The organism is Vibrio sp. R11-SG3-ISO3-SZ (assembly GCF_059834345.1).
The window spans coordinates 20,849-32,259 of the sequence record NZ_JCBDGX010000155.1; the positions used below are offsets into that span (position 1 = coordinate 20,849).

Sequence of the window (11,411 nt, forward strand, 5' to 3'; positions counted from 1 at the left end):
GCCGCGCTAATCATACTCCTTGTATTAATTAGCGTTAACTAAAAAACCTTTCAATGATCCATTGAAAGGTTACACCACCAAGATAAACGCCCACAATTCCCATCACTCCCGGTAATACTGGAGGTGCTGGAATGGGCAGCTTGATGGCGGAAAACAGGATTCCGACAACAAAGCCCGCTAAGGTCGCGAGAATCACATCATTCATCAGTTTAGGCCTATTTTCTTTACACCTATACAGTATAGATATTTATCGCAAAACTGTAGTCGCACACAGAGCGCAAACGGTTTGTATCTCAAAAAAGATCCGGCTTAACGATTGCTGAGTTTTATCCACTGCACAAACGTTATGAATCTTGTTGTCTGGAAATACTCCAGACCTTTAAACAACGAAAAAACCCCGTAGTACATAGCAAGCTATGCAACTACGGGGTCTTATAAAACGGCGTCTATATAATCTATCGCTTCTTAAATTAGAAAGATAGGAAGAAGCCAGCGATGGTTGCTGCCATCAAGTTAGACAGAGTACCTGCTGCGACCGCTTTCACACCCATACGAGCGATGTCGTGACGACGGTTTGGCGCTAGACCACCTAGACCACCTAGTAGAATCGCAATTGAAGAAAGGTTTGCGAAACCACATAGCGCGAACGAGATGATAGCGGCTGTCTTAGTCGACATCACTTCACCGGTTGCTGGTACAACTTGAGCTGCATCACCAACGTAAGGAACGAAGTTTAGGTAAGCAACGAATTCGTTCACCACCAGTTTCTGACCGATGAATGAACCCGCTAGCGTCGCTTCTTCCCAAGGCACACCAATTAGGAATGCAAGTGGTGAGAAGATGTAACCTAGAAGAATTTCTAGTGTCAGTTCAGGCATACCGAACCAACCGCCAACGCCACCTAGGATGCCGTTGATAAGAGCAATAAGGCCGATGAACGCAAGTAGCATTGCACCAACGTTAAGCGCAAGCTGTAGACCGACAGACGCACCGCCAGCTGCTGCATCGATAACGTTAGCAGGCTTGTCGTCACCACCGTCGATGTCCGCGCCTAGATCGTCATTTGGCGTGTCAGTTTCAGGTTTGATGATTTTAGCGAACAGTAGACCACCTGGTGCTGCCATGAATGATGCAGCAACAAGGTACTCTAGAGGTACACCCATTGAAGCGTAACCAGCAAGTACACCACCTGCTACAGACGCTAGACCACCACACATCACTGCAAATAGCTCAGACTGAGTCATTTTAGGTACAAACGGACGAACCACAAGTGGTGCCTCAGTTTGACCTACGAAAATGTTCGCTGCTGCAGACATAGACTCGGCACGTGATGTACCCAGTGCTTTTTGTAGACCGCCACCAAGAATCTTGATAACCCACTGCATCACACCGATGTAGTAAAGTACAGAAATTAGCGCAGAGAAGAAGATTAGCGTTGGTAGTACTTGGAAAGCAAAGATGAAACCGATACCGTCAACTGAGAAGTTAACTAGGCTGCCGAATAGGAAACCAGTACCGTCTTTACCGTAGTCGATCACGTTTTGTACACCAGCTGAGAAACCAGCTAGAAGATCACGACCCCATGGTACGTACAGAACGAAACCACCGATGATGAATTGGATAGCAAAAGCGCCACCCACAGTTCTTAGATTGATAGCTTTGCGGTTATCAGACAGTAGAAGCGCGATAGCGATCAAAACTGCCATACCGACTAGGCTCATAAACAGGCTCATAGTTTATGACTTCCTTATTAAGTTATTTGTTGGCGTGTTACAAAATGGAGCTCAAAAGCACGGGCAATTATACTCATCCGTCCACCGATAAAGTAATGCCGCGTTCACAGTTTCTGATAAGATTCACCACTTGTTCACTCGTAAGTGTGACAATAGTCACAACCAAAGTTTACAGAAATCATAAAAAGCACATTTTATTTAGAATTCATTCACAAATAGACAGTGCCAAAAAGCTGTTTTTCCAAACGTTTTCCGCAACCGTTTGCTCACAACTCTGCTTCAGTTGCGCCAATGTCGTTAACACTTGGGGTAAACGCTTAGGATGATTGGCTTGGCCTTGATACCCTGACAACGGCATGTCTGGCGCGTCGGTTTCCAAAACAAGATGGTCGATGGGCACCTGCGTCACCGCTTGACGCGTCTTATTCGCTCTTGGGTAGGTAATCACTCCGCCCACACCGATGTAGAAACCGAGCTCAACAAATTGCATCGCTTGCTGATAGCTGCCGGAAAACCCATGCAAAATCCCACCGTAGTGAAAACGGTGCTGTTTAAGCAGTTGCAACAAGCGGTGATAGTTTTTTCGCCCGTGAAGAATCAAGGGCCGCCGCAGGTTCTTGGCCACGCTGATCTGCGCCTCAAACACCGCTTCTTGTCGCTGCGCGTCGACATCGATCATGGCGTCTAAGCCGCACTCTCCGACCGCGACACACACTGAGCCTGCCGACTCACATTGAGCTTCTAGGCGACTGACCTCAATCAATGAGTCGGTGTGAACAAAATAGGGATGGCACCCCAAACTGACGTACAAGCTCGTGTGCTGGTGAGATAGCGCAATAAGATCGCTCCAATTGCTTTCGCCAATCGCAGGAACAAGAAAACGCTCGACTCCTTGCTCACTGGCTTCTTGCAATGTTGCCCCCAATTGAGCCTTAAATGGGGCAAAATCGAGATGACAGTGAGTATCAAAAAGGCGCATTACTGCTGCGCCTTTGAAGTGGGTGATGAGGACGAAGTGGCAGCGTCGCTCTGCCTTGCATCATCAGATCGGTACGGCACGCAACTGCGCTTTTGCCCAGGAGTAAGGCCCATCGAGTGGCACCAAGCGTCGTAGCGCTCAAGCCAATGTTTTAATCTCTTCCACATGTGCATGACTCCCCTGCCCGATGCTAGCAACGATGACCACTCGCCTTCACTACTGCTCTTCACGTTTGAAGACTAACTCAGTCGCGCTCGACTCATCCTCAGCAAAGGTGTACCCCGCCGTGTTGAACTGGGTCAAATCCGCGACACTCTCGATGCGGTTTTCGATAATAAAACGCGCCATCATGCCGCGCGCTTTTTTGGCATAAAAGCTGATCACTTTATATTGGCCGTTTTTGCAGTCTTTAAACACCGGCGTAATCACCTGCGCATCCAAGTTCTTTTGCTTAACCGCCTTAAAATACTCATTGGAGGCTAGGTTGACCAAGACGTTGTCCCCTTGTTCGGTGATCGCTTGATTGAGCTTGTCGGTAATCACATTCCCCCAGAACTGATACAAGTTGGTGCCTTTCTCATTGGCAAGCTTAGTCCCCATTTCAAGACGGTATGGTTGCATCAGGTCAAGCGGCTTAAGCAGACCATAAAGGCCAGACAGCATACGTAAATGGCGCTGAGCGTACTCGAAATCCGCCTCTGTGAGTGTCTGGGCATCAAGACCTGTATAGACATCGCCTTTGAACGCCAAAATCGCTTGGCGGGCATTGTCGAGTGTGAATGTCTCGCTCCACTCTTGGAAGCGGCCAACGTTCAGATCGGCGATTTTGTCACTGACCTTCATCAAACTCGCCACATCGGCTGGCGTCAGTTTACGGCACACCTCAATCAACTGCTTGGAGTAGTCAATTAACTCAGGCTGTGTGTAGGTTTCGGTCACCAAGGGTGATTCGTAATCTAAGGTTTTCGCTGGAGAAACGACGATTAACATGACTTTACTCTTATTGATTGTTTACCTTAGGGTACAAAAAAAGCCGTGCAATGTCTGCACGGCTTTATGAATCATTTCAATAGTATTCAGCTATCAATTCTTTTCTTTTTGATCCCAGATGCCATCTTCAAGCTGAGATTTCAACTCTGGGAAATCATTGGCATCAAAGGTCGGAACGTTGCCTTCATTAAGCTGACGATTGTAGTCTTTTGCTAGCTTAACCACAGTACCAGAGAGCAAGATAATCGCGACTAGGTTCACCAGTGCCATTAAGCCCATTGATGCATCGGCCATATCCCAAACCACTGGCAGCGCTGCCACAGAGCCAAACATCACCATACCCAGAACCACGATACGGAACAGGCCAAGGCCCGCCTTGTGATTGTGCTCTAGGAAGATCAGGTTAGTTTCTGCGTATGAGTAGTTTGCAATGATCGAGGTAAACGCGAAGAAGAAGATTGCTACAGCAACAAAGATCCCACCCCAATCACCCACTTGTGAGCTTAGCGCGCGCTGAGTCAGCTCGATACCTGTCACCGCCGTTTCAGTACCTAGGTACTCACCCGACATCAAGATGATCGCTACCGTTGCTGAACAGATCACAATGGTGTCCATGAATACGCCCAACATTTGCACGTAACCTTGTGACGCTGGGTGTGGTGGATAAGGCGTTGCAGAAGCTGCTGCATTAGGCGCAGAACCCATACCCGCTTCGTTCGAGAACAGGCCACGCTTGATGCCGTTGATCATCGCTTGAGCAATCGCATAACCTAGGCCACCAGCCGCCGCTTCTTGCAGACCAAATGCGCTCTTAATAATTAGTGAAAGCACGCCTGGCAACTTCTCAAGGTTGGTCAGCATGATAAACATCGCCAATAGCAAGTAAGCCAGCGCCATAACCGGTACAATAAGCTCAGCCACTTTTGCAATACGCTTAATACCGCCAAAGATAACCACAGCAGACAGCAATACCACTGCAATGCCAACGACTTTGGTATCCCAACCAAACGCGGTATTCATCGCGCTAGCAATCGAGTTTGCTTGCACGGCATTGAAGACCAAACCAAAGGCAATAATAAGGAAGATGGAGAACATCACGCCCATCCAGCGCATGCCCAAGCCTTTTTCCATGTAATAAGCAGGACCACCACGGTAGTTACCGTCATCGTCTTTCGTTTTGTATAGCTGTGCCAACGTGCTCTCTGCAAATGACGTTGCCATACCTAGCATGGCAATCAACCACATCCAAAAAATAGCGCCAGGGCCGCCAACGGTCAGTGCAACGGCCACACCCGCCATGTTACCCGTGCCGACACGCGCCGCCAAACTGGTACAAAGGGCTTGGAAAGAGGAGATACCCGCTTGGTCGGCTTTACGGCTGTTTTTCAGCACTGAGAACATGTGGCCAAAGTGGCGGAACTGGATAAAGCCCAGTCTTACGGTGAAGTAAACGCCGACACCAACCAGTAGATAAACGAGAATAGACCCCCACAGCAGGTCATTCATCAAATTAATTAAGTCTGTCATAGGATCCTCATAGTGAGTGTTCGCTGGTTAGGCATCCGAGCCTACGTTGGGTTGCGCTGTTGAGTGTCAAAGTGTAGCTCAAACTATATATTATCATTGTCTGCAACCTCAGCGTGTCACGCCCCAAAGGCACGTCCTTTACATCTCAGCGGAAATTTTGACGGCGCGATAATGCAACCTGAGCAAACAAAAATCAATACGCAACAGTGAGACTAAGCTTGTTATTTTTCACCGTAAAATCACCAACAGTTAACACAAACAAGCACAAAAACCACACAACAACAAAACAACTCAATAAAAAATTAACAACGCACAGAGTCTTGCCAATGACGACCTATTAATGCCGCCAAAGCAACAGACAACCCCTTACTCTGCATAGCTTGCGAGGCTCTCGATGCACTGAGCATCAAGATAAAAAATGAAGTATGGTTTAATGCCACTCTTGTATGGCAAGAGACACGCACAACCCTAATCACCTCCACAAGCCTTTAACATCCACTTTTTTCGCATTTAATCGTTTGCGTGAACTCGTTTGAACAAATTTCAACCACCTCAAGCACGATTTTTTGTGATTCAGTGAAGAAAAGTCAGAAAAAACTTCATCGAAACGTAACAAATGAGAAACGAATCATGGTTAGTCTCCACGTTGAGTGGTATTAAGAATTTACCCCGTTTAGGACGGTCATAACGATAAAATGAGGTAGCTTATGGAAGGCTTAAATTTTGATGACTTTATGGACTATGAGGCGCCGCGCGCACGAGCAGCGCGCTCTAAACCCGTTAAACGTAAGTGGCGAGAAATCGAAGCAATCAAAGATCGTCAACGGCTAAAGAAAGAGCTGATGGATATGGATATCGGTTTTGACGATGTGGAGAGCATCGAATACTAAGAATTAAGAAAGAGAGGCCTTGAGCCTCTCTTTCTGCTTTTCACGCGCTAGGAACAGCAAAGGATCACGTACACTCGTGCTCAGTTTGATGAATGCGCTCTGCCAACTGTTGGTATTGCTCTGCTATCGTCTCACCAAACACTGGGTCGTCTTCGCACACACTCCACTGAGCTTCGACTGCCTGCCAATCCTCTACCGTAAAGACATCCATTAAGTACGGGAAGACCTGCTTTTCTTCCATTTCGAGGTGCTGTTTTTGCATATTGAGGAACGACTCTAACTGGTCAATGAAGACCTGCTGCGGGATCACTGCATCTTGCAAGACCATATCCACCGTTTGCAAAAAATCATGGGTCTTTTCTGATAGCGCCTGATGATCGTGTTCAAGATCATCAATCTTATGGTGTTGACCATAATGCGATTGGTAGTAGTGATAGAGAATGTCTTCTTTCGGGTGATGGACCCGTTCAGAGTGGGTCGCCAGATAATCGACGATTTCACGCAGAACCGCGTAATTAACGGGACGCTCGTCTTTTAACTGGTTCAATTTATGGCGAAGTATGGCGAGCAAACGCACCATGTATCCATGCTCTCGCCTTATCCGTTCAATCATCATAGCGTTTCTCCTTAACACCGACACGTAAACAGTGTATTAGAGAAACGCAAAGCGTGTTTTGATGCTGTTCGAAAAAACAACATCTTTACCATTATTTTTGTATGGCTTTATACCTCAACAGTTTGAGGCAGCTGCCAATCAATCGGTGTTTTTCCTTGCGCGACAAGCCGTTCGTTGGTCGCCGAAAAGTGCCCACAGCCCAAAAAGCCACGATGCGCCGATAACGGTGAAGGGTGCGGCGCCGTCAATACATGATGTTGGTTACGGTCAATAAAACGGCCTTTCTTTTGCGCATGCGCGCCCCACAACAAGAAAACAACGCCTTGTTGATGGCGGTTGATCGCATCAATCACGGCATCCGTAAAGGTCTCCCACCCCGTTTTGGCGTGCGAATGCGCTTTACCTTGCTCCACGGTCAGAACCGTATTCAGAAGCAGTACCCCTTGCTCTGCCCAGCGTTGCAAATAACCGTGTTGAGGAATCTGAAAGCCATCGATGTCTTGCGCCAACTCTTTGTACATATTGGCGAGCGATGGCGGCGTCTTGATACCCGGCAGGACAGAAAAACACAGCCCGTGCGCCTGATTAGGACCATGATAGGGATCTTGGCCCAAGATCACGACTTTCACATCGCCAAACTCGGTCGCTCGAAAAGCGTTAAAGACATCTTTCGCTGGCGGGAAAATCGCTTTGCCCGCCGCACGCTCTGCGTCAACAAACGCGAGAGTGTCTTGAAAATAGGTCTGCTGCTTTTGCTCACCAATCACATCTTGCCACGTGAGTGAAGGGGTCATTGTCTGTTCCTTTTGTCCAATCAGTCAGCGGATTGTCGCAAAAGTTACAATAAGAGCAAAGCCCTCTGTTAGGCGAGCTAAACTCACTTAACGCTTAGGTTGCGGCGAACGATGATGTCCTTGACCATTCACATGACGGTTGGGCATAGGTAAACGTGCAAAACGGATCGCAGGTGTAACAACTGAATGAGGCATAATAGGCACCCTCTTGTGAGTAACATCACTATTTACTATGAAAGATTGGTGCCAATTTTAGTTACGCTGAGACATTTACCGATGATTTTTGATCGATGCGGCGCAAACGAGCAATTTCATCAGGCCAAAGATCAGGCTTAATTGTTTCTAATATCAAAGGGATAGAATCAAACCGTGCATCATTGGCGATATAGTCAAAACATGGCCAGCCAATCTCCCCCTCGCCCAGCGCATGGTGGCGATCCACTTTGCTGCCCAAGGCCGACTTTGAATCATTGATGTGCATCGCCCGTAAATAGTGCATGCCGACCACTTGATCAAACTCGGAAAACGTCGCTTCACATGCCTCAACACTGCGAAGATCATAGCCAGCGGCAAAGGTGTGGCAAGTATCGAGGCAAACGCCCACCCGAGTTTTATCGTCCACCTGTTCAATGATCTGCGCCAAATGCTCAAAGCGCCAACCAAGGTTCGTGCCTTGGCCTGCTGTATTTTCGATCACTGCGACAACATCTGGCACCGCTTGATGGGCGAGATTGATCGACTCGGCGATCCTAGCTAAACACGCTTGCTCAGAAAGCTTCTTTAAATGACTCCCAGGATGAAAATTCAACAAGCTCAGTCCTAACTGCTGACATCTCCACATTTCATCAATAAATGCCACTCTAGATTTTTTGAGCTTTTCCTCTTCAGGCGCACCAAGATTAATCAGGTAGGAGTCATGCGGTAAGATTTGCTCATGTGTAAAGCCGTACTTTTTGCAGTTGGCTTTAAAACGCGCGATGGTCTCTGCGTCGAGTGGCTTCGCCGCCCACTGGCGTTGATTTTTGGTGAACAAAGCAAAGGCGTTGGCGCCAATATCATGAGCGCGAATCGGTGCCATATCGACACCACCCGCGGCGGAAACATGCGCGCCGACCCATTTTCTATCACTGTTCGATGATGAGATTGTCATTTAATCACTTTACACTTTCAGTTCGGGGATGGAATTACAACAACTTATCGTCTGCGTCTCAATCAATACATGCAAAATGTAGTAAATTTACAACATTCATAGCATTCAAAAATAGTTAATGTTTTAAAATATTTTTTAAAATACTATTTTTAAAGGTTTTATTGATTTATCGCAAAGAATTAACCTTAAAATAATTAATGTTTTTAGTTGTTTTTTGACCTAAATCAATACTATCATAAGGGACATTCGCTATATAATACGTAGCTCAACGAAATTCGAAAGTTAACACCAACTCACCACCCAAGAGTGGACTAGGAGACAGTAATGATTCAAGGCATTCAGATTACTAAAGCAGCAAACGACGCACTACTTAACTCAATCTGGCTACTAGACAGCGAGAAAAATGAAGCACGCTGCGTAGCGGCAAACACTGGCTACGAAGCAGACCAAGTCGTAGCGATTAACGAATTGGGTGAGTACGAAAGCCGTGAAGTAGCCATTGAAACGGCACCAAAGATCGAAGGTGGTCAGCACCTAAACGTCAACGTTCTTAAGCGTGAAACCCTTGAAGACGCCGTTGCTCACCCTGAGAAATACCCTCAGCTAACCATTCGTGTTTCTGGTTACGCAGTGCGTTTCAACTCACTGACGCCTGAACAGCAGCGCGACGTTATTGCTCGTACATTTACCGAGTCTTTGTAAGCTCGACACCATCATAAAAAAACGGCGCATCTCGCGCCGTTTTTTATTCTCTAATCGACTGTTTTTTTTCTAATCGACTGTTTTTTTTCTAATCTATTCACAGTGCTTTGATTGAATTCTGCGCTCTAAAACCAAGCCAAAATGGTACTCTGATGCTGTTCCCAGAGTAACTTCAGCGCCATCAACATCGACATAATAATGACCAGCGGGCGAATCCACTTCTGACCTTGCGCGATTACCACTTTCGCCCCCAATCTAGCGCCGAGAAAACCGCCGACCGCCATCACTAGCCCTAGCTCCCAAATCGGTAAACCTGCCAGAACAAATAGTAACAGCGCGGCGATGTTCGAAGTAAAGTTCAGGACTTTGGTTCTTGCCGTCGCATCCACTAAGGAGTAGTGGCCTAACGCGACAAAGCAAACCGTAAAAATCGAACCTGTCCCCGGCCCAAAAAAACCGTCGTAGAACCCCACGCCCCCACCGACCGAGAGTGCAAACATCGCTTCAGAGAGTCGAGGCTCGCCCGATTGCGCCTTGGTCTTTGGCATCAAAAGAAAATAGAGCGAGATCGCCACCAGCAGCAGCGGAATCAAACTGGTTAAGACGCCAGCATCAATGTATTGCACGACTTGGGCGCCAAGTGCAGCGCCGACAAAGGTGCAGAGAATCGCAAGGCGCATCGCTTTCAAATTAACAATGCCGCGCCGAACAAAATACCAAGTTGCGGAGAAACTCCCAAATGAGCTTTGTAGCTTATTGGTCGCCAACGCCTGTGCTGGCGTGATGCCTACGGCCAACAAAGCCGGAAGCGTAATAAGCCCGCCTCCCCCTGCCATCGCATCAATAAAGCCAGCGAATGCCGCGACAAAAAACAGCAGGGTGAAAATATCTAAGGTGAGTTCCATGACGATCAGTTGATAAGGGGTAAGATGCGCAGAGTACCACTGGTGACTTGATGATGGAAAACAAAAAAGAGCGACCGATGGCCGCTCAAAAGCATGTCAATACAAATGCCTAAACAGTTGAGTCATGGGGATAACAGCCTGCATTTTGTTATCCCACATAAGACTCATAAGGGTGGGGACTACTAGAATTGGTCTTCTTCGGTTGAGCCGGTTAATGCAGTCACTGATGATTGACCACCTTGGATGGTGTTGGTCATCTTATCAAAGTACCCGGTGCCCACTTCTTGTTGGTGCGCAACGAAGGTATAGCCTTTTTCTGCCGCTTGGAACTCAGGACGCTGCACTTTCTCCACGTAGTGGCGCATGCCTTCGCCTTTCGCATAGTCGTGCGCCAGTTCGAACATGTTGAACCACATGTTGTGGATACCCGCTAGAGTGATGAACTGGTACTTGTAGCCCATATCCGACAGTTCTTGTTGGAACTTGGCGATGGTCTCTGCATCCAAGTTTTTCTCCCAGTTAAATGATGGCGAGCAGTTGTACGCCAACAGTTGATCTGGGTACTCGGCATGAATCGCTTCAGCAAACTTACGCGCTTCTTCAAGACACGGCGTGGCGGTTTCACACCAGATGAGATCCGCATACGGAGCGTAAGCAAGACCACGCGCAATCGCTTGGTCGATGCCTGCGCGTACTCGGTAGAAGCCTTCTTGTGTACGTTCTCCAACAATGAAGTCCGCATCGTATGGGTCACAGTCAGAGGTCAACAAATCGGCGGCGTTCGCATCGGTACGGGCAATCACTAAGGTAGTCGTGCCCGAAACGTCGGCGGCCAGGCGCGCTGCCACTAATTTCTGCACCGCTTCTTGAGTCGGTACTAATACTTTACCGCCCATATGGCCACATTTTTTCACTGACGCTAGCTGGTCTTCAAAGTGCACACCCGCGGCGCCCGCATCGATCATCGACTTCATCAACTCATACGCGTTGAGTACACCACCAAAACCAGCTTCTGCATCAGCAACGATAGGCAAGAAGTAATCAATGCCGCCTTCATCTTCGGGTGATTTACCGTTTGACCACTGGATCTGGTCAGCGCGACGGAACGAGTTATTGATGCGTTTC

13 protein-coding genes are annotated in these 11,411 nt (G+C 47.7%); 2 read left to right on the forward strand and 11 right to left on the reverse strand.

The annotated features are described in order from the left end of the window. Positions 1–34 precede the first annotated feature (34 nt). The 6 genes from AC6R1O_RS17400 to AC6R1O_RS17425 all read right to left on the reverse strand — a co-directional run bounded on the left by AC6R1O_RS17400 (position 35) and on the right by AC6R1O_RS17425 (position 5,229). Complete coding sequence (locus AC6R1O_RS17400) at positions 35–205, reverse strand: XapX domain-containing protein (RefSeq protein ID WP_334551391.1); 171 nt, start codon at positions 203–205, stop codon at positions 35–37. 265 nt (positions 206–470) lie between these two features. Next, complete coding sequence (locus AC6R1O_RS17405) at positions 471–1,733, reverse strand: NupC/NupG family nucleoside CNT transporter (RefSeq protein WP_334551393.1); 1,263 nt, start codon at positions 1,731–1,733, stop codon at positions 471–473. A 205-nt stretch (positions 1,734–1,938) separates the two neighbouring features. Next, a complete protein-coding gene (locus AC6R1O_RS17410) occupies positions 1,939–2,712 on the reverse strand; it encodes a TatD family hydrolase (RefSeq protein WP_500633730.1) in 774 nt (257 codons plus the stop codon). Beyond that, positions 2,712–2,879, reverse strand: coding sequence for a DUF5363 family protein (locus AC6R1O_RS17415; protein WP_334568323.1), 168 nt, complete (start codon positions 2,877–2,879; stop codon positions 2,712–2,714). The genes AC6R1O_RS17410 and AC6R1O_RS17415 overlap by 1 nt, the downstream gene beginning before the upstream one ends. A 49-nt stretch (positions 2,880–2,928) precedes the next feature. Further along, positions 2,929–3,702: a peroxide stress protein YaaA gene (gene yaaA / locus AC6R1O_RS17420; RefSeq protein ID WP_500633729.1), complete on the reverse strand. Its 774-nt coding sequence runs from the start codon at positions 3,700–3,702 to the stop codon at positions 2,929–2,931. Positions 3,703–3,795: 93 nt separating this feature from the next. Next, entirely contained in the window at positions 3,796–5,229 is a 1,434-nt protein-coding gene (locus AC6R1O_RS17425; RefSeq protein WP_500633728.1) for an alanine/glycine:cation symporter family protein, read from the reverse strand. Positions 5,230–5,936: 707 nt separating this feature from the next. On the opposite strand from AC6R1O_RS17425, the gene AC6R1O_RS17430 reads away from it, so the two are divergent. Next, positions 5,937–6,119 carry a DUF3545 family protein gene (locus AC6R1O_RS17430; protein WP_500626993.1) on the forward strand — a complete coding sequence of 61 codons (183 nt, stop codon included), beginning with the start codon at positions 5,937–5,939 and terminating at the stop codon, positions 6,117–6,119. Positions 6,120–6,183: 64 nt separating this feature from the next. Here the strand turns inward: AC6R1O_RS17430 and AC6R1O_RS17435 are convergent, their stop codons facing one another. The 3 genes from AC6R1O_RS17435 to nfo form a co-directional block, all read right to left on the reverse strand. Then, entirely contained in the window at positions 6,184–6,735 is a 552-nt protein-coding gene (locus tag AC6R1O_RS17435; RefSeq protein ID WP_334551402.1) for a hemerythrin domain-containing protein, read from the reverse strand. 107 nt (positions 6,736–6,842) lie between these two features. Then, the gene (gene ung, locus AC6R1O_RS17440; protein WP_500629204.1) at positions 6,843–7,529 is read right to left on the reverse strand and encodes a uracil-DNA glycosylase; all 687 of its coding nucleotides are present in this window, start codon (positions 7,527–7,529) and stop codon (positions 6,843–6,845) included. A 256-nt stretch (positions 7,530–7,785) separates the two neighbouring features. After that, positions 7,786–8,679, reverse strand: coding sequence for a deoxyribonuclease IV (gene nfo, locus AC6R1O_RS17445; protein ID WP_500633727.1), 894 nt, complete (start codon positions 8,677–8,679; stop codon positions 7,786–7,788). A gap of 324 nt (positions 8,680–9,003) precedes the next feature. On the opposite strand from nfo, the gene grcA reads away from it, so the two are divergent. Then, on the forward strand, positions 9,004–9,381 hold the full coding sequence (gene grcA, locus AC6R1O_RS17450) for an autonomous glycyl radical cofactor GrcA (protein WP_334551405.1): 378 nt from the start codon (positions 9,004–9,006) through the stop codon (positions 9,379–9,381). Between the two features lie 125 nt (positions 9,382–9,506). On the opposite strand, the gene AC6R1O_RS17455 is transcribed toward grcA, so the two are convergent. After that, on the reverse strand, positions 9,507–10,286 hold the full coding sequence (locus tag AC6R1O_RS17455; RefSeq protein ID WP_500633726.1) for a TSUP family transporter: 780 nt from the start codon (positions 10,284–10,286) through the stop codon (positions 9,507–9,509). 182 nt (positions 10,287–10,468) lie between these two features. Further along, positions 10,469–11,411, reverse strand: a 943-nt coding sequence (gene aceA, locus AC6R1O_RS17460; protein WP_500657494.1) for an isocitrate lyase, incomplete at its 5' end; no start/stop codon positions are given.

Coding starts and splice junctions, on each gene's coding strand:
- AC6R1O_RS17415 (WP_334568323.1), bottom strand. CDS start 2,879: ATGTGGAAGAGATTAAAACATTGGCTTGAGCGCTACGACGCTTGGTGC.
- nfo (WP_500633727.1), bottom strand. CDS start 8,679: ATGACAATCTCATCATCGAACAGTGATAGAAAATGGGTCGGCGCGCAT.
- ung (WP_500629204.1), bottom strand. CDS start 7,529: ATGACCCCTTCACTCACGTGGCAAGATGTGATTGGTGAGCAAAAGCAG.
- AC6R1O_RS17425 (WP_500633728.1), bottom strand. CDS start 5,229: ATGACAGACTTAATTAATTTGATGAATGACCTGCTGTGGGGGTCTATT.
- AC6R1O_RS17430 (WP_500626993.1), top strand. CDS start 5,937: ATGGAAGGCTTAAATTTTGATGACTTTATGGACTATGAGGCGCCGCGC.
- AC6R1O_RS17410 (WP_500633730.1), bottom strand. CDS start 2,712: ATGCGCCTTTTTGATACTCACTGTCATCTCGATTTTGCCCCATTTAAG.
- AC6R1O_RS17455 (WP_500633726.1), bottom strand. CDS start 10,286: ATGGAACTCACCTTAGATATTTTCACCCTGCTGTTTTTTGTCGCGGCA.
- yaaA (WP_500633729.1), bottom strand. CDS start 3,702: ATGTTAATCGTCGTTTCTCCAGCGAAAACCTTAGATTACGAATCACCC.
- AC6R1O_RS17400 (WP_334551391.1), bottom strand. CDS start 205: ATGAATGATGTGATTCTCGCGACCTTAGCGGGCTTTGTTGTCGGAATC.
- AC6R1O_RS17435 (WP_334551402.1), bottom strand. CDS start 6,735: ATGATGATTGAACGGATAAGGCGAGAGCATGGATACATGGTGCGTTTG.
- grcA (WP_334551405.1), top strand. CDS start 9,004: ATGATTCAAGGCATTCAGATTACTAAAGCAGCAAACGACGCACTACTT.
- AC6R1O_RS17405 (WP_334551393.1), bottom strand. CDS start 1,733: ATGAGCCTGTTTATGAGCCTAGTCGGTATGGCAGTTTTGATCGCTATC.